Genomic DNA, 18,622 nt, shown 5'->3' with positions numbered 1-18,622 from the left:
GCAACAAGCACAAATTTCAATAGGAATATCGTATTCTTCAATATCCTCTGCGATCATGGTCATAAAGCTCCCACTCCCTCTTTCATTCGAATTCGCTTAATGGCAGCCGCGTCCTCAGAGGTGAACTGATCGATTCCCGTTCCAAACGGATCGAATACGGGATGACAAAGCACGCCGCGGAATCCGCCGGAAACGCCAAGAAGCGCATAGATGGCTTCCCTGAAGCGGTCCGTCACGGGAAAACCCTCGAGCTCTTCCCGATGAAGCACCATCTGGTAGGCGATCAGAATTTCGCTTTCGCGCCATTCGATACCCAATCGGTGCATCGCTTCGAGAATGACCGTGCGAGCGTCGATTGTCAGGTCACCGATGCCGCGGCCAATTTTCGAACGGCCAATGCGTTGGTATCCGGTAATGCCTCCGTAGCGAATGTCCTGGGCGATGCCCTTTAGGATTCCACGGAAGCGATAATACTTCTGGTACTCCGGATAGGAGCTGATCAAATTTCCCATGCTCCTGTCGTTCGAGATTGTACACGCGTAACAACCGGTTCTCGCAGATTTTCCGCATTGCATCATCGCCTCGTTATCGTTCACGACTGCGGCGCCGAGCGGGCATTCACTTCCGGCAGCGCTGCCGTAAAACTGAAGCAGCTCGGTATTGCGAGCTCCGTACTTACTCCACGGCGCGCGATTGAAAGCCAGATACGTGACGACTTCCTGCCCCGTCCAATCACGAATAGGGCTCGCGGTTCGGATATTTCCGACTGGATGATGGCCGTAAAATTCCTCTCCGAAATACTTCCCAAGGCTCCTTTGACGATTTCCGCTCTCGTTATCTCGGCTACCCATCACGAGGCACGTGTCGGCGGCGCCTTCCGCTAGAAACACCGCTTCAAGATAATCTCTGGCGGGTTCGATCTTTAAACGGCGGACACAATACTTGAACGAGACGGACGGCGCTTGGTACCCCTTCCCGATGATACAGACCATCAGGGTTTGATCCTCACTGGGCTCGACGATATGGAATTCGACCCACGGCAGCGCTTTGGAAAGCGCCTCCTGCAGCGCCAAAATTCCCGCCCTGACACCAGGATTCTCGACCAGGGTATCGCTCGAGACAATCGAGACTTTTTTTGTCGGGTCCGGATTCGCGATCGCATGCTCGATCATGAGTTGGGCAACAAGTCTCGAGTCCTTTCCCCCGGAGACTAGCAATCCGATACGAGAGTGTTCGTCGTAAATCTTTCGAATACGCGAGCGTGTGTCAGCGAGCAATTCCTCTTCTACCTTCTCCAAGATATCGAGAGATTCGCCTTCAATCACGCGTGTCCGGCCCTGTTTGCCCGTAGCCACTGTTTCGAAGTCAAAATCAAATGACTGCTGACAACGATCGACAGGGTACGGCAGCGCGTCTTCCTGGGCGCCATACGGCGGAATCTGATTTTGCAAATAGACTTCGACGAGCATCGTGCACGAGGCATGGAAGCAGTACATTTGGAACTTATGCTTCGGACTTTGGTAATGCCAGTTCTCCCCGTCGTCGAATAACGCATCGATCATGGCTTGAACCGGAATCATCAGTCGGAAGCCAGCAAGCTCCAGGAACGAAAAGAGCGCGCCCGCGGAGGAATCGCGCTCAAATATTTGCTCCCATTGGAGATTGCTGTCTCTCTCGATACAGTCCTCTTGAGGCTTGTCCTTGAGGAATGTATGAAGCACGAAAAAAGTGTCCAAGTGAAAAACTGCTGACCAATCTCGGATGACGCCGTGAAAGGCAAAGCCTGCCCGCTCCAAGAAGTCCCATACGTCGGCTAGGATAAAGTTGTACTCCTTCAGCCGTTCGGCAACGTTAACCTTGTTCTTGCTATCGACAAACGCGTACCGTTCCATTCCAATTTTCCCCCTCTGCACGAAATGAGTCGTTGCCGAAAATAAAGCCTTCGTAATAACCAACGAACATTGCATCTTGCCTCACCACTGTGATCATTTCACCTGTTGTAAAGGCATGCAGTTCGTCCGGTGTTTCGAGGAAGTACTCAGCATAGCTGCCGTCGTCCACGGTATAAACCCGGGCAAAGCGGCGGCCAGAGGAAGTCACCAAATAATCGGGGAGTCCTCCATCGAGCATTAACGTGCGCTGAACCTGTGTCATCGAATATCCTCCTTGTTTTGGGCATAAAAAAAACAGAAGACAAAAAAACATACGGATCCCGTATGTTCGAATGTCTCCTGTATCACATGCCCTTATTTATTCGCTAAAATAGCGTGCTCCATCTTCACCAAAATAGATTGGCGAAGGAAATCAAATGAATCGTTAGTAACAAAATTTTACCATGCAGGTAGTTGTAGGGCAATAGATTGGGCTCAACTTATGGTGGATCGATAGGGTGTTATAATTAATGTTCTCAAAATAGAAAAAAACCACGATCACTTACTACAGAAGTGATCGTGGTCAGGTGGTTGATAAGACCACCGATTTTACCTCTATACGAGCCTAGTCTCCCGTATGAGAAGAAAAAGAAAAGGCAATATTAGCGTAGCATATGGCTAGTAAGGACGCAAGAAGGTTGGGGTGTTATCCACCATAAAATCCCGAAAACCAATTAATAATAGGTTTGTGCGACTTCCCAACTTTCATATGCTCTCTTTAACAGTGAATCTTGAAGATCGTCATAGTGTAAAGGCGGCATATGGGACATCTTTCTTTTTCGCTGAATCGTATCAAAATGCTTCAGAATCATTTCATCACGTTCTTTACCTAGCCTGTTAAGATCATCTACGTCTTTAATATTAGCATTAGCAGCTTCTCGATTTATAAGATCATGATAAGTTCTAAGAACGTTTTTCAGGCTTTCGATATCTGCAGCGGTCGCATCTTCCAAACGCTGCTCGACGTTACGAAGCTCCATGTTAAAGAGTGCATCATCATTTGGAGTATCCCAATTGGAGTTGGCGTAGTTGTCTTCGATGGCCTTGACGATAAAACCCGCCACATTACGAATCGAGTCATTGCCATTGATGGATAATGCCTGCCGTACGTTTTCCTCAATGTAGAACGGGTGAAATTTCTTTATGAGCTGACTCGCTTTTTTTCGATGAACGCCGTGCTCAGCAAGCAAATGAAGAAGGCGCTCTGCGTCATAACTCGCGCTGTCAGCCTCGGTTTGATTGTTCTTGGTGTTATTGCTGATCTTAAATATGAACGAATCTACAGACCGACCAATTTTCTTATGTACGTCATATGTAAAGGTGATATCCGTTTTTTCATCGATCTCTTTCTGAGCTGCATCCAAGAGTTCCCTCAGATGTTTAAGCATTTTGTATTTATCTTCAGGAATATTCATTAAATATCGTATATCCGCGATCCTCAATATTCTTTCCTTACGGAATTCCCGTTCTTTCAGAATTTCATATAAACGCCAGGAGTATTCCGATTTCATCATCAAGACATTTTTTAGACGGTACTTGGTGTATGCTCGTTTTAAGTTCCGGAAAAACGGGGCAAGATCCTCTGACAACTTAATGATTACTCTGCCTTCGCCCTTTACATATGTCGCGCTCTGCACCCAGGTAATTTTCTTGAGGACTTTTTCGTTTTCAACTATGAGCTGCTTGGACTGAAGCTGGTCGACAGTCTTTTCAACCCGCTCATAGAAAGATTTCTCTGCGACACCAAGCAGATTCGCAAGGTCTTTTATTTGAATGGTGTATGTTTTAAACTCATCATCATCTGGCTGTATGAGAGAGACCAAAGAGAAAATGAGTCGTCTCTCCATGAGGGTCAAGTCTTGTTGAGAGTTAATGATTTCTCTGGATTGGTTGATCCAGTAATAATCCTTTATCGTGGCAGAATGCTCCGGCTCATCCGGAAACGCGATCTGCCCATTTTCTTCTAACACGTATGTATCATCCAAGATCGTTTCACTCATGATTGTCCCTCCCCACATATCTACTATATCTGATTTATTTCGCTAATGAAATGACACAATACATGCCAGAAATAGGGGAAATCAATATGTCCGGAAAAATGGGGCCACTTCCATTTGAGTCAATAGTCTGATAACCTACTCACTACGCTATTGTTTATTCGTGCTCCGGATGAAGCTGAATATAATGTCCGGAAAAACAGGGTGAAAGTTTTTTTTCGTGTTGTCCCTCGATTTCTTTAATGTCCGTTCAAAAAGGGTGAGAAATTATCATATATTACTATCGGCATGCAATAAATCCCAACATGTCCTGAAGAAAAGTGCCTCGATCGCCGTGTGTAGCACCAATAGAACACTACCGGTTTACTAATCCATGAACTTAGTACCTTTTTACCGGACATTGAACCGTGTTATCGAGAGTTTGGTGCAATTGACCCCAATTTTCCGGACATGTATAGAATAAATCAGCCCTTTTTCTCCGGACATTATCCTATGCGGAACGATTTACCCCGTTTATCCGGACACATTACCCCTTCTATCCGGACACAACCACTATTAACAGGACATTAAGCCACTTCTAAGCGGGCATACGACCACTATCCACAGGACATTTCACCACGAATCGCCGGACAGCAAACCACAAATCCCCGGACTTTTCACCACCTACAACCGGACATTTGAATCCCTGAAGGCTTGATTCTATTGGGCTCTCCGCTCTCTTAAACAAGTATTAATAGGTTTAAACAATATAATAAAAAGAGAAAAGAACATTAACATATAGCATATGAGCCACCATTAATTAATATTCTCAGAAAAATAAAGGTTTCAGAATGAGAATTTACATCCATTATAAAGAAAAAAGCTCCTGGGACTAATCCCACGGAGCTTCTTCATACTTATTACCCTTTCAGTTCGTCAGGTGACTATGAAAGAATAAATCCAATTTGACCGGTCTGGTCCATTGAAATAGGGATACCTACCTCCTCTTCCTTCTTCATCAGTTGCCGCCCCGTTAAAGAGGACATTGCAAACCGTTTGAAAAACAGAGAAGCGATCTCGTTCGCGAACGCGCGAATAACGCGGCCGCATACGGACTGTCCAATCATTTCGTAAATCCTCGTAACCGGCACATGCGCAGGAAACTCAAACCAGTCTGGGATGGAGAATATTCGCCGCAATTCGCTTACGGTCAAAAACCTCCACTGTTTCCGGTCTGCGCTTAGCACATAGGAATTGCTCGCCGAATGGCCGCGATACCTCCGTGGGATACATTGCAGCATTGTCGCGTTCTCGTCGACAAAAGTTTTGTCCAAATTTCGGTCCTGCCACGAATTATCCTTCTCTGCCTTCTTCGCAAAGCTCTCATGCCAGTTTTCAAGGCTTTTCCACTCATGAACCGTAGAACGTGGATCCATGAATTCCTTGAGCTTCTTGTGGCGAACGATCGGCGGTTTCGGGACACGGAACAATTCAAAATCTGCCTTGTCCTGAAAGTAAACCGCATACGAACGATCGCGCAGCGCTATACTTCCGAAATCATGGCTTTGAAGCTGAAGCGGCCCGACGATATACGGGTAGTCGTTGTTTAAAAGCTCCCGCAAATCCTGGTAGGTCACAGAGCTGTAAAATCCGGGGACATTCTCGCAGAACACAACCCGCGGAGCCGCGGTCTTTAAAATCTTGTACGTTCCCAAAACAAGATTTTGAAAATAACCTTGGTCGAGATCCCCAATGTTAGAAAATTCCGTACACGGCATAGATACAAACGCTACATCCGCTTTGGCGACGGTATGACAATCCCGCAGGTCCCCGATGAATAGATAACTGTGTTCGAAGTTATGCTTCAGAACAGATGCACTATCCTCCTCGAGCTCAATTTCCATTGTCGGGCTATAGTACGCCGTGTCTTTAAAACAAGCTGTTCCGATTCCCGCGCCGGCGCAAATGGATAAAAGACGAATGCGCTCATCGTTAGTTTCGAAGGAATCCATCTCGAAAAGTTTATATCGTAGTGGGCGGACGACGACCTTCCCGAAATCTCCATGATGATAAACGGAAATCTCGATTTTTTCTTGGATGCAAAGGATCTTCGAGTATCGGTCGCCGCATGTATCAACGAGCGGCCGCGGTTGACCGCTTGTACGGTTCATTCTAGAAGCGACGCTGATCTCATACACGTCCTCTACGCTGTCAAACGGCTTATTCTGGACGCAAATTGATCTATCGTCTTCATTGACAAGTACATACAAGTCGGCGCCTGGCTGGAAGCCAGCAGTCTCACAGACAAGATGCTGAAGCCAAAGGCGCGGTTTCTCATGCTTGCTGCTGACCGAATACACCTTCTGAAGAAGTAATTTCGATTGGTTCTTCATGGTATGCCCCATAGCCGAGGGGGGGGAAGCCCCCCCTAATGCTACAAGGGGCTCCCTCCTTCTGTTTATGGATATTCGATTTTCTTTCAATTACATTGCCAATGTCCATTCCAAGTCAGATTCTTTTCTCTCAGCAAAACCGGATTCTGCGTTGGCCGTTATCAGGAACCCCATCTTCAGCTTTTGAGCAACGCCTTTTCGGAATAAGACGAGTAATTCGTCCCATTCACAGCCTTCCCCCCAAACTTCAACTGTTTGAACGCCTGTTTGGCTCATTTCTCGCCATTGGACAGTCCAAACGTGCCCCGGTTGAAGTGCAATAAACGCTTGAGCTGTTACGCTGGGCTTAAAGAAAGTATGAACGAAAATCAGTTCTACGCCAGGAGTAAGCGGCTCACCGATTACTGCAGGATACGTTTCTGGTTCCGAAATGACCTCAGAGCTTATGATAGCAGCTGAAAAGCATGCAACCGGATCCTCCTCGGATTGGGAAAGAACAACAGATGGAATATCGAATCCGCGTTCGAAGAGAGTGATGTTCTCCGCGAATTCCTTAGCCGATATACCCGCTTCCTGCAGACGATCGTTGCTTACGCGTATGCGAACCTTTACATCGATTTCATGGACAATCTCCATATCCTTTGCCATACTACCAGCCTCCTCTTGATTGGTTGTAAACTGCGGCGATTTCCTGTTCAATGACATCGACCAATTCTCGTGTCATGCCGTGTTGAGTAATCGCAAGCCCAACGACTTCTTCCTTTATCCGGCGATTCTTCTCATCGTCTGGGTGTTGCAGATGATCTTCCATTGCCTGCAACAGGATTGGGGCGAAGTAATTTGGGCCAAGCGTTTTCGCGTTAAATCCCATGGGAAACGCGTAATAGCGGCGACCAGGCTCTACCTGCTCATTAAACTCCCGCACAAGAAGGTCTGCCATCGGCGCCGGACGGGAACGGAATAACCAGTAACCACCGTTCTCGAGTCGACACCAAATGGTTTTATAGCCGATATCCAACTGCACTTTTTCTTTAACGTGTGTTTCCTCATTAGCTACAGCTACATTCATCCGAATCGCTCCTGAAACTCCCCGCTGCACCGGGAGTCGATTTTTCCGAACTCCCGTGCAGGGGAAAAGCGGTTAAAGAAGAGCCGGCGAATGTTGCGGCGCCAGGTTGTCTAAGATTTTCGTCACGTTCTCTTTCAGAAGTTCAAAGAGAATGGCAATACGGCCGCGGTTAATCGCAGCTTTTCCGAGGTTCCCACTTCCAGCGAACGAGTCAACGACAACTTCTCCGGGCAGCGTTATAGCCTCCAAGATCGCCTCATACAGTTCGACGGGCTTCTCGGACTGATGGATCCGCAGGTGCGGAGCTTTTGGGGCGAAGTCAAATTCCGTTGGGAGCATGAAGGCCGTCCCGCTCATCAGACCGCCGCGCTGGACGTCCGGACGAAGGCATCGCGCCCTGCCCTTCGTGAAAAACATGATATCCTCGGTATTCTTGGATTTTCTGCCGGTATTGTAGACGAATTCCCCTTTACGCCATGGCACCTTGGCATAGAACCGAAGCCCCACTTGCTCCGCCATACACTTGATCTCGTAGAGATACTTCCAATTGTTCTCGTTTTCAGCCGGCAGCACTTCCACTAAAAAGCCGCCCGGCTTCAGTACGCGAGCTTTCTCCTTGAAGTCCTCCAACGTATAACGAAACGAGGTTTGATCGTACGTCTTGTCGAAGCGACGATTGCTGCCCGAGTTCGATTTATCATCCCTCCATGGGTGATCAGTTACCAGTCCGTCTACGCTGGATGAATCCAGAATGGACAGGTCCCGACCATCACCTTGAACAACGAGAGCAGCGCCGTCGATCAGCATATAAACGCCGCGCGTGACGCGCTTAAATCTACGTTCCAAGTTGTTGTACAATCTGCCGCGGATCGTCGTCTCCGGTTTGTCCGGAATGTGGTTCGAAATTTCCTTGATCGTCACCGCCCGGCCGGACCGACGCATGACCTCGGCAATTCGTTCTGCTAAAATGGCTTGGCTCATTCGAATGACCTCCAATGCTCGCCCGCTGCATCGGGACGAGTCAAGTTCTCTCGCCCATGCAGGGGCAACCATTAGGAGATTCCCTATTCCGCTTCCTTTGTGACCCTCATATACCATTTACCATGCTGGAGATGGTTGGTGTTCAGCTCCGCCCAGTGTCCTTTTTCTACACGGCGCAGATTATCCCAATCGACGTGTACCGCATCACCTGCAGAAAAGAGCGTCATAGCTGCCTGCAAGCTGATCTCGATAAAGTCGAATCCGGATTCGGGATGGGTTTTCGCTGGCATCAAAGCAAGCACATCCCGCTCCAGATCAGAGAACGTCTTCACCGCGCCGGCCAAAATTTCCAAGACGGAGCATTCAATAAGTTTCTCGCATTCATACTGCCGAAGCGCCCAGGTGAGGGTGACGCCTTCTTCCGCGATCCGTTCTGCGGCGTAACGGCACAACTCATCGTACACGCGATCCGCCTCGAATTCGTCACTCGGCTGGATGGATACCATGCTGCGGTAGTTTGTACCGAACCTCGTATCGAACACCCTCAGCGCTCCCCGCCTGGCAGCCATACTCAGCTGATAAGCGATCGTTTCGATCAAAATGCTTAGCGAAAACTCTGCGATATCCAGGTTTTTCAGAAATCCCAAGAGGAATTCTGAATCCGGATCATGTCGGATGACCATCAACTTATCGCAATTCTCCTGTAGCAGTCGGAGCAAATTGATCTGGAATGTGATAGTTCTATTCCATTTCTGCTCATCTGCCGCATCCCCGTCCTCGAACCCGATAAATGTGACGGTAAGGGATTCCCCTTCTTTGATGACGATAGCTTGTTTATGACGATAGTCTCCCATATCCGGCGACATCATTACATACAACCTTCTGTCGATCATCTCCCGCAGGGTAATGTCACCAGTGCATTGCGGTTTACCGTTTGGTTGGAGCATGGAGAATTTGCTTTCTACGATAATCATGCCGGTACACCATCCTTTTCGATTGTCACTGCCTCAATGCCGATTTCCTCATACAACGCTTCGATCTGCTGGTCAATCTCCTCCGGTGAACTGTTGACGTAATCAATGTCGCTTTCGTGAATCATCGATCCGTTTCGATTGTTCAAGGGCCTGATCGCATCCAGCACTTTCTCGTATGTTTCGGGAGTCACCGCGAAGAAAAACTGCCGGCCCATTCGCTTCCATTGAAGTTCGGATCCAGACAACTCTGCTTCGATTTCTTCCTCAGCTAATAACCACGACTTGATGTAGAGATTCTTGACGCTCAACATATTCAAACTCCTCCTGGGTTTTGGACAACGCAAAAAGAGCACAAAAAAATACATACGGGTTCCGTATGTCTTCAATGTGCTCAAATGGTTGAACCTTATGATGTTCGCTTAAGCGACTCCTTCCCTGCACGAAAATAGGATCGGCAAGGCAAACGGTGGGAATAGGTAATATCTCAATAATACCATGTCATGAGCGTTCCTTGAAAGCAGAAAGTTTGAAGCAAATGGAAAAGAGTTTGCCACGGGAATGGGATCAAGTTTGTGACATCGGCGAAATACTAGAACTTGATCCCATAAATAAAAAAGCCGCGATTTATACGACTTTTTATGTGACAATGTTTCTGACATCCGATAGGCTTGGTTGGTTTTTAATTTTCTATGGTCAAATAAACACTTTTCGTTCTGGTGTCGTATTCAGCTTGGATCCCGAAAATCGTTTTTACATCATCAACGGAAACGTATAACTCACCATTAATAGCCCTTGGTTGTTCCAGTAGAGTTCGGGGAAGATCATTTACTTTTATCTGACCATTCTTCTCCTGAACAACGATCTTATGGTCGATTGTTTGAATCGTTACCAGTATATCCTTATTGGACTTGCTTGCCACCTTCTTACCACCTATATAGCGGGATAAATCAGAAATCGATACGAAAGCTTTGTTATTCTGGATTGTTGGAGGGAATGATCCAGTTTTCTTAATCCCGTCGACATAAGTATCGATAATAACTTCGGTATCTTTTAACAACTGATCGAGCTTCCAAACCGAGTATGTCGAGCCATTAACCCATCCTTCTCCAGTAAGCAAAACCCGATTGGTTCTCGCCCAAAAAACCTTGAAGGCATTGATTTTTGGAAATTCCATTAATTGTTTCCGTATTGAATAACGCCATATCAGGCTTTTGCTGTAGGTGTAAGAGCCTTCAACTGTCATAGTATTTTCATCTCTGAACAAGTCATGTGAAACATTATCTGAGGATACAGCTAAAGTTGAAATGATTTTTCCGGTGTTTAGATCCCATTTTCTTATTTTTCCGTCCCCATATGAGTTGATCATATACTTACTGTCCGAAGTGATCTGAATATTAGACAAACCCCCAAATGATGTGCCACCTTTACGTATTGGAGGTGTTTTATAAGTGGCTATTTTCTTGTATGTAGTCATATCGTATGCTGTAGGATAGAGGGAATTTACGAGAATCATATTCCTTGATTCTATGAAGTTATAAATACCCCCTGTGTCTTTGAAAGTATGCAGAACCTTTCCGGTCTTTAAATTAAAGACAACGAGACGACTCCCCCAAGTCGTTCCGACCGCACCCCCGAAAATCGTGAAGCTTGCCCGTTCTCCATCAGGCCAGATCTTAAAGCTATACCACAGAGGTAACCTGTCAAAATAATCATATTCCGCATATTCCGCAGCTTCATCCATACCTTCCTGCCAATAGCGTATTTTAAAGCGCGAAAATTTTGTTTCAAATTCACGAACAGACAGTAGATATACCCCCTTCCCGTTTGGAGGAATAACTAAATATTCTGGTAAGCCTGCGCTATCAATTGTTATAACAGGCTGGAGCGTGGCAGTGTTATACACAGTGACAGGACCCATAAATTTAATTGCGGTATTATAGTTCACTTCGTATATCCACTTCAGGTCTGGGCTTACCTGAAAATAGCTATTAATATCTTTTACCTTTTGTTCTTTTATTATCTTCCCATTCAGCGCGTCGTATATCCGAATTACTTGTTGTTTCTCAGCGACCTTTACAGACATTAAGATTTGCTTATCTCTGTTAATGAACATTGGGCTTAAATTGCCCTGCATCTCATTCGGGTTCAGTTTAAAAGAAAAAGAAAGCTTTAGAAACGATTGATTGCTCTTGGCAATCGCTTCGTATAATACGACTGTATTAGTGGTTAGGAATAAGACTATCATCATAATTAGAATCAGAAACCATCTCTTCATAGTACATCCCCTTAATCTTGATTATTCAGATTTCGACAGACTTTGCCCATGTCCTTCCAAATTGAGAAAACACCGCAAAAGTTGAATAAGAACATACATATTCGTATATTGTAAAGCTCCCATGTTCGAGCTGGTGCATCCGAAATTTAGAGTATTCGAATATCCGGGATAGCTATTTCGTGACCTTTTTTTCGATCACATCCATAGCCGCTTCCCGGTAGAATTCAAGTTCATCTGGAGAAATTTCGATTTCCTCGTGCTTGCCATAAAGAGAGTAACGATATCGATGTTCTGCGATCGGAATGTCAAACACCCACAATTTATTCTCTCGCATTTCCGTCAGTATTCGCTGTAGCTCTGCTACAATGCTTCTGCCGAGTCCCTTCGCAATTATGAGAAAGAGGCCTCTCCCTTTGAGGTCTTCAACTTCTTGCAACATGTCCTCGACCATGGTGAGCAAGGCGAGATGAGACTGTATGGCGTTAGCAGCCATACAGTCCCTATCTCGTTAGAGCGAATCCGGGTTGTAATTCATGAAAAAGAATTCCGTTTCCCGGCGTCGCTCTTGGCCAAGCTGCGCTTTTGCAACGGTGCCCACCTTGGTTTCCACGGTCCGAACATAGAACCCGTGGTAAAGCTCCAAGATGAAGGGATCTCCATAGTATGTGACCATGCATTTTCCCTTAATCTGCTTGAGCATCGACGCAAGTTCAATGTGGTCGTTTTTCGAAAATCCGCCCAAATAGTAATGTTCCTTCGAAAAATAAGGGGCATCGACCACGAAAAATGTCGATTCTCCATCATAGCGCGCGATAACTTCACGGAAATCCAGATTTTCCAGAAGCACGGTCGACATCCTTCTTTCGAAGCTGTCAAGTCGAGCAACGGCGTTTTGGAAGTCCAAAGCGCTATTCTTCACCTTGCCGTACCTGAACCCGCTAGGGGCCCCGTTTGTCGGGATGATCTGCTGCCTCAGTTTGTAGAACCAGTAGGCAGCACGCTCAATCGGATCGGTCGGCGTCGGAGACTGACAAATCTGGCGATACAGGCTCCTGCTTGTGGGCATGGAAGCCAGTGCCGCCATGAGCTCCTTCTTGTGATTCCTAAGTGTCCAAAGGAAATGTAGAAGCGAGTCATCGAGGTCGTTATAAATTTCGACACGGCTCATTTCACGCGGTTTTGCCACGGTTACATGGGCGCCACCGCCGAACACATCGACGAAGCAATGATGTTTCGGGAAAAGCGGAATCATGTGCCTTGAGACGTAATGCTTGCCACCAAACCATCTGATCGGGCTGTGCGTTCTAATTTCCGTTGCATTTGCGGTTGTCATACCAATCTCTCCATTTCCGGATCGAATAATGCCGATTCGGAAACAGGCAGGACTCTTTCTGTCCTCACGCGCCGAAGCGCGAGTGCTACTTATCCCGATTGGGAGCTCGCTGAAGGGGGCTACATTGAACCTCGTAACGAGCGAGGGTCACCGCCCCCGCCCGCTCCTTCTTCGCACCTGAGATTAGAGAGATCGTATTTCCTTAGCTAGTTTCATTCGAATTACCTCCTCGGAAAGCCACCCTACAAGTCATCATTTGAAGTGGACGCCGATTAATTGGAAACATCGATTCCCCTAACTTTTTCTCGCCATTTGGAGATAGTAATCAGCCATAATCAGAAAAAAATCCCGATGTTCCTCTCCGCCTTTCAGTTCGAATTGATAGTTATTAAACTCAAACAACCCGACCTGTTGATCCATAATAGCTTCGCGAACGAATTCATCGAGTTTTTGACCTGGTTTTGCTTTTACTACGGCCATATTTCATATTTCCCCCTGAGATAATTTTTGGTTCCATCGCTCAAAATTCCCCTTTGAACTATTTGAGAAGCGCGATCTGCATGCGCAGCATCGTTTCGCTGATTCGATTCTCCGCCTGCAGAGCGTAGTCCCGCTTCAACAGATAGGTCGTAAATTTCGCGATGGATTTGCCGAACTTCGCTTTCAGCCGCTCGTATTCCGGCAGGTTGATAAAAAGGTCGGCGACGGTCTTCTTCATATAAAAGAAAGCCGACATTTCCCCGTCTGTATCCTCCTGAGTCATAACGGATTCAAGCTCGCCGAGTGCCTTCTTCTCGTCCTTTCGCTTTTGATTGTAGTTGCCCAGCAACTCCTTCAGTTCGCGAAATAGACCCTCCACGCCGTAAAGCTGAGCGCGATCGGCGTATTCGGTGACAAGTTGGCTGGCCTCCCGCGGGGATCGATGCTGAATGCATGCGGTAACGTGCCATTTCTCCCGCTGAATGTCCTTGAGTTTGCGGATATTCAGTTCTTCCTCGATCAACGACTCATAAGCCGACGGTTTCGCTCCAAGGGGAACGCCGTCGCCGTATAAGCGGTATTCGATGCCGTGCTGGTTGAACAAATCCATAAGCGGATTAGCGATCGTCTGGCCGGCATGAATTTCGACAAAGGGAAGCGGGTTCATGGCACGTACATGTGCCAGAATTTTATCGGCAAATTGGCGACTCGCGTCTTTGCGCAGGTGATACTTTCCCACCGGATACGGCTCGATGATTTCGTCGAATCCGATAATCCGCTGCCCATACTGGCTCAGAAAGAAAATATCATTCCGAGGGAAGTCGCGAATCTGCATGTACGCAATAACCGCATTTACCCACCGTGAGCGATGTCCTTGGAAAAACTCGAATGCTCGCATAGCCGTGTCCTGACGGGTTGAGCTTTCCGTAATGAAGGCGATTCTTCTCAATGTGCTGTCTCTCCCTTCAAATTGCCTCCTGGAGCAAAAACGGCGCCAATATGACGTCGCTCGGTCTGGTTCAGTTTCGCATTCAGGTGCTGTTCGCCGATCCCGGGGCCATCGAGCGGGATTTCTGTTGAGGGTATAGTCGTAATGCTCCAAATCCTAGATTGCCGGTACAAGCCCGTGTAGCGCGGACAGTATTTGAAACGATTAATCCCGCTGCTAGACCAATTCCCGGGTCTTCATGAACAGTTCCCTGGTAATGAGACTTTTGTGGTTACTGAACCAAGCGAATGATTTCAGGTTGGAACACGCAGAGCTCCACTTCTCCATATGGATAATGGATCGCCGCTGCTTGTGGCGCAAAACGCAAAAGCGTATCGGCCCAACTGTCCTCTTCCGGGTACTTAGTCTGCCAGTCCTCGAAATCGATGTTCAGGATGTGAACATCAGGAACTTCTACCCGAAGCACACAGTCACCGAAAAATGACGAGCCTTCCAAACTTGAAGAGAAGTAAACTCCCTTCCCCCACGTACCTTCGTTCGGCACAAACCATGAGTCCCAAATAGCGTTCCTATTGGATTGGGATGTTCCGTGAAACCAGATCATGGCGCGCCCTCCTTTGCGTTCAAATTGCAATTGACACCGATGGGATCGGATCTGGGCATTCATTTCCTCCGACAGAGCCTTAGCTATGTTGTAAGCAATTCCGTTGCCCACTATCCTGTACTGATGACTTAGTGGTACCTCAGTAGGGATAACGAAGTCATCTGGTACCGACATCAGCCGCAAACCTTCTCTCACCGTGATTCGCCGCGGTTCCTCCGGATGGAGGTGTTCCCGTCCGTCCTTTGCGATATGCGCGGTAAGGGTAGGGGATTGTTCCTCCCATACCAAGCGCCGCATCCCGCGCCATTGTGACCTGGGATGATGAATGACATCAACGATACGCTCAGGGGTAGGACTTTCCCAAGTCGCAACATGATTAGGGAACGTACCAAGCATTCGATCGCGCGCGGCTATGGTGGTCGGCGCCGGCAGATCACCAATGGCATCTCTTACGCTTGACTTGGTGTGTGTCGGTACAGGGAAACGGAACGTAAATCCAAGTTCTCTTCGAATACCTGCGATAAAAACCCGCTTCCGTGCCTGAGATACGCCAAATGTTGACGCGTCGAGTATTTCAACTGACACGTTATATCCGGATTGTTCGAATGCGCGAAGCAATCGCTCAAGCGTTTCTTTATGCCGCACTGCCAGACCCAGAACGTTCTCGAAAATAAAGAACTTAGGGCGCTTGGCATTGATGAGTTCGAAGTAGACCCAGACCAGTTTGCCTGTTGAGCCGAATTCCCCACGGTTCGCACCTGTTGAGCTATAATCGATGCATGGCGGACCGCCGATGAAGCCATCCGAAAATGGGATGTCAGAAGGCTTCACTTTCGCCAAATCACAAATTTGAATATGATCTCCGATGTTCGCGCGGTAACATGCAGCTGCTGCTGGATTAAGTTCGTTCGCCCATACTATGTCGAAATCGTCCTTGAATCCGTAATCTAGCAAGCCACCACCCGCGAAAAACGAACAGACAGTGAGTTTGTCGGATCGTTCAAACATTTACAGTCCTCTATTCGCGTGAGCTCACAGCTCACAAGAGGACAACCGAAAGGGTGAAGCGCCCGGGCCGCGACACCTGCACTATCCAAGAAAGGGATCAAGCCCGCCCTTCTCTCCTGCTTCAGTTTTACGAGGTACTAAAGAGTCGGCTTAGCTCAAGTAAGAAACCTTACTGTGGCAAGGAGCAAGCCGTATCCCTCAACCCATTAAGGGAAATGTTTGAAGTCTCCTCTCCTGTCGTTTTTCTTTAAGCGCTTCAAAGTGCGGAGAATCGCGAAAACGATCACGATCTTCTTCCGCACATGCAAAATCGTTTCTGAAGCATCCCGCTTCCCCGAAGTATTCGCAGTCCATGCAGACGTTCTCGATAAACTGATCCGCTTCGCGAACGTTGATCAAGAACGTCTTATCCAGCGAGACGAGACCGGAAAACCGAAATTGATCATCCAACTTGTCCTCGACAATCCCCTTTTCGATCGCGAACACGAACTTTTCTTCGCGGCACTCCTCGTAGGAAGACTGTAACTGGACTGGACGTTTTCGCCCGTCCATGAAGCCTTTGTTGAACAAATCGGTTTTTCTTTTTGCATCGACGGAAAGGTATACATGCGTCCCTTCGGAATGAAGCAATTCCTGGAGCTTCAGATGCTTTCGTCCCCTGCTGTTTACATGTACTTCAACAGGTCGTGATTTTGGCACGAAGCATCCTCCCTCTAGTTAAATTCGAATAGCCTCCATCGGGATCAGGCTTAACCCAGAACTTCAACATTGAACTGCCACTTGCCCGGCTCTGCTTCTTTTCCGCCGATTGGCGTCACCTCAGCGATACGTGGCGGAAGGGACAAACGCTTTGTGCGGTTATCCTGCCAAAGACGAGCTGGCAGCACATGTACAGGCGTACTGTGCTTGATCGCCATGTCGTTCGCGATTTGCTTCGCGCTACCTTGAGTGAGGGCGAACGATTCAATGACTTCTGGAACGGGTGCCCGATTGCCGAATATCGCGCGCGATTGTTGACGGATAAGTTTCGGCGTTTCTGTTGTTATCAGAAAGCCGTTTACGAGCTTGCCTTCCGCTCTCGCAGCAACCTTGACGAACTTCGTCTTGGATGGTGCCGAAGCGGGAACCGGCTCTTGTTCGCACTTGCTATCAAGCCATTCACAAATGTCGTTCCCACCGCCCTGGTACCCGCCTTCTCCATACTGCCGATTCAGCGTGTCCATGAAATCGCTCTGTGCTTCGCGCTCATTCATGCCATACCCAAATCCTGATCTAGTCGCTCTTCCCATTTTCGAATTACCTCCAAAATTTATATTGTTTTCAATTCCGCTAACACACGCTGCAATTTCTGCTGCGTCTCGGGTGAGTAATCTCCCTTAACGGTGTCCTCAATCCGTGTGATCGCTTCTTTGACGGCCCCGTCGTCATACTGGAACTCGGCGGGCAAACTGAAGCATTCCAACGCCTCCTTGTTTTTGGGCATAAAAAAAAGAAGACACAAAAATAGAACACACGTGTCCCGTATGTTCTAATGGTCTCCTTAGTCTATGCCACTACATATCCGCTAAAAAGCTGACTCCTTCCATACCTGAAAAATAGTATCGGCATGGATAATGATGGTGATTCGTAATGATTTCATTATAAACTATGGTGCGGCATAGGCGCAACGAATGTAATGAGAGCCCACCGCTCTAAGGCGGAGCGATGGCCTCATTTTGGTGTTTGGGATCGCGTGCTGAGCCAATAACAGTGTAACGCGATTTCGTCATCCTGGAGTGATATCTTTTTTTTTGATCAAAAAAAAGCTACCCTCTCCGATGAAAGAGAGGATAGCTTCTCCAACCTAAACTTTGCTTTTCTTGTTTATCAACGTCAGGACCCGGTTCAGAACTGCAGCCGTTTCAGCACGTGTTGTAAGTCCTTTAGGGGAGACTACGTTTGACTGTATGCCCGTAATGATCCCTTCGACAACACCGACTGCAATAAAAGGTTTTGCCCAAATTGCAACGAGAGCAGCATCTTTGAACGGAGCAAAGGCGCTATCCGTTTGCGTTTTATCCAGAGAAGCGGATACTTTCGCATTAATTAAGAATCTGCCGATGATTGTCGCCATTTCCTGACGCGTAATGTTCTTTTCTGGTGCGAACTCGGAATCGTTAATTCCTGCAACAAGCCCGAGTGCTTTGGCTACATTGATCTCATCGTAGTACCAAGCGTTGCTGTTGACATCTTCGAATCCTTTTTCTGCGTGGAAGTTTCCAAGGCACAACGAACGAACAAACAACGCCGTGAACTCTGCTCGTGTAATATTTTTACCAGGGCCGTATGTTCCGTCTTTATAGCCCTTGATTACACCTTTCTTAATGAGGCTCTCAATGTCCGATTTCGCCCAATTTTTGGCGATGTCGCTAGGAACGAGATCACTTGGGTCATATGTGCAGCTCGATACACGCGCTGCCACCCACTCCGAATCCACGGTGAACTCATCACCGTTGTCCAAAGTAATTGTGCCAGAGCCACCAGAGCCACCAGAACCACCAGAGCCACCTGTACCGCCAGTACCGCCAGTACCGCCAGTACCGCCAGTACCGCCAGTACCGCCAGTACCGCCAGTACCGCCAGTACCGCCAGTACCGCCAGTACCGCCAG

The 18,622-nt window shown here is 47.6% G+C and carries 18 protein-coding genes; all 18 read right to left on the bottom strand.

Annotation, left to right across the window (positions count from 1 at the left end; genetic code table 11):
- Nucleotides 1–59: 59 nt before the first annotated feature.
- Nucleotides 60–1,892, bottom strand: coding sequence for a phosphoadenosine phosphosulfate reductase domain-containing protein (locus tag ACFPOF_RS06235; protein WP_378130683.1), 1,833 nt, complete (start codon nt 1,890–1,892; stop codon nt 60–62).
- A complete protein-coding gene (locus ACFPOF_RS06230; protein ID WP_378130681.1) occupies nt 1,867–2,154 on the bottom strand; it encodes a hypothetical protein in 288 nt (95 codons plus the stop codon). Before ACFPOF_RS06230 ends, ACFPOF_RS06235 begins: the two co-directional genes overlap by 26 nt.
- Before the next feature lie 451 nt (nt 2,155–2,605).
- A complete protein-coding gene (locus ACFPOF_RS06225; RefSeq protein WP_378130679.1) occupies nt 2,606–3,931 on the bottom strand; it encodes a replication initiation protein in 1,326 nt (441 codons plus the stop codon).
- A 920-nt stretch (nt 3,932–4,851) separates the two neighbouring features.
- Complete coding sequence (locus tag ACFPOF_RS06220) at nt 4,852–6,300, bottom strand: DNA cytosine methyltransferase (RefSeq protein ID WP_378130677.1); 1,449 nt, start codon at nt 6,298–6,300, stop codon at nt 4,852–4,854.
- Nucleotides 6,301–6,390: 90 nt separating this feature from the next.
- Entirely contained in the window at nt 6,391–6,948 is a 558-nt protein-coding gene (locus ACFPOF_RS06215; protein ID WP_378130675.1) for a hypothetical protein, read from the bottom strand.
- Between the two features lies 1 nt (nt 6,949).
- Nucleotides 6,950–7,369, bottom strand: coding sequence for a hypothetical protein (locus ACFPOF_RS06210; protein WP_378130673.1), 420 nt, complete (start codon nt 7,367–7,369; stop codon nt 6,950–6,952).
- A 72-nt stretch (nt 7,370–7,441) separates the two neighbouring features.
- Entirely contained in the window at nt 7,442–8,350 is a 909-nt protein-coding gene (locus ACFPOF_RS06205) for a DNA-methyltransferase (RefSeq protein ID WP_378130672.1), read from the bottom strand.
- Between the two features lie 83 nt (nt 8,351–8,433).
- The gene (locus ACFPOF_RS06200) at nt 8,434–9,324 is read right to left on the bottom strand and encodes a hypothetical protein (protein ID WP_378130670.1); all 891 of its coding nucleotides are present in this window, start codon (nt 9,322–9,324) and stop codon (nt 8,434–8,436) included.
- The gene (locus tag ACFPOF_RS06195) at nt 9,321–9,635 is read right to left on the bottom strand and encodes a hypothetical protein (RefSeq protein ID WP_378130668.1); all 315 of its coding nucleotides are present in this window, start codon (nt 9,633–9,635) and stop codon (nt 9,321–9,323) included. Before ACFPOF_RS06195 ends, ACFPOF_RS06200 begins: the two co-directional genes overlap by 4 nt.
- A 368-nt stretch (nt 9,636–10,003) precedes the next feature.
- Nucleotides 10,004–11,599: a stalk domain-containing protein gene (locus ACFPOF_RS06190; RefSeq protein WP_378130666.1), complete on the bottom strand. Its 1,596-nt coding sequence runs from the start codon at nt 11,597–11,599 to the stop codon at nt 10,004–10,006.
- A 172-nt stretch (nt 11,600–11,771) separates the two neighbouring features.
- Nucleotides 11,772–12,092, bottom strand: a complete 321-nt coding sequence (locus ACFPOF_RS06185; RefSeq protein WP_378130664.1) for a hypothetical protein — start codon at nt 12,090–12,092, stop codon at nt 11,772–11,774.
- 15 nt (nt 12,093–12,107) lie between these two features.
- Nucleotides 12,108–12,932 (bottom strand): DNA adenine methylase, encoded by an 825-nt coding sequence (locus tag ACFPOF_RS06180; protein WP_378130662.1) that lies wholly within the window; start codon nt 12,930–12,932, stop codon nt 12,108–12,110.
- Nucleotides 12,933–13,226: 294 nt separating this feature from the next.
- Nucleotides 13,227–13,412, bottom strand: coding sequence for a hypothetical protein (locus ACFPOF_RS06175; RefSeq protein ID WP_378130660.1), 186 nt, complete (start codon nt 13,410–13,412; stop codon nt 13,227–13,229).
- 58 nt (nt 13,413–13,470) lie between these two features.
- The gene (locus ACFPOF_RS06170) at nt 13,471–14,361 is read right to left on the bottom strand and encodes a hypothetical protein (protein ID WP_378130658.1); all 891 of its coding nucleotides are present in this window, start codon (nt 14,359–14,361) and stop codon (nt 13,471–13,473) included.
- A 271-nt stretch (nt 14,362–14,632) separates the two neighbouring features.
- Nucleotides 14,633–15,973, bottom strand: coding sequence for a DNA cytosine methyltransferase (locus ACFPOF_RS06165; protein WP_378130656.1), 1,341 nt, complete (start codon nt 15,971–15,973; stop codon nt 14,633–14,635).
- A 198-nt stretch (nt 15,974–16,171) separates the two neighbouring features.
- On the bottom strand, nt 16,172–16,672 hold the full coding sequence (locus ACFPOF_RS06160; protein ID WP_378130654.1) for a hypothetical protein: 501 nt from the start codon (nt 16,670–16,672) through the stop codon (nt 16,172–16,174).
- 50 nt (nt 16,673–16,722) lie between these two features.
- The gene (locus ACFPOF_RS06155; protein ID WP_378130653.1) at nt 16,723–17,262 is read right to left on the bottom strand and encodes a hypothetical protein; all 540 of its coding nucleotides are present in this window, start codon (nt 17,260–17,262) and stop codon (nt 16,723–16,725) included.
- A 554-nt stretch (nt 17,263–17,816) separates the two neighbouring features.
- The coding region (locus tag ACFPOF_RS06150; RefSeq protein WP_378130651.1) for an S-layer homology domain-containing protein at nt 17,817–18,622 on the bottom strand (806 nt) is incomplete at its 5' end.

Source organism: Cohnella soli (genome assembly GCF_042655525.1).
GTDB lineage: Bacteria > Bacillota > Bacilli > Paenibacillales > Paenibacillaceae > Cohnella > Cohnella soli.
The sequence above is the reverse complement of the archived record's forward strand: the minus strand, read 5'-3'. Positions and strand labels throughout refer to the sequence as shown.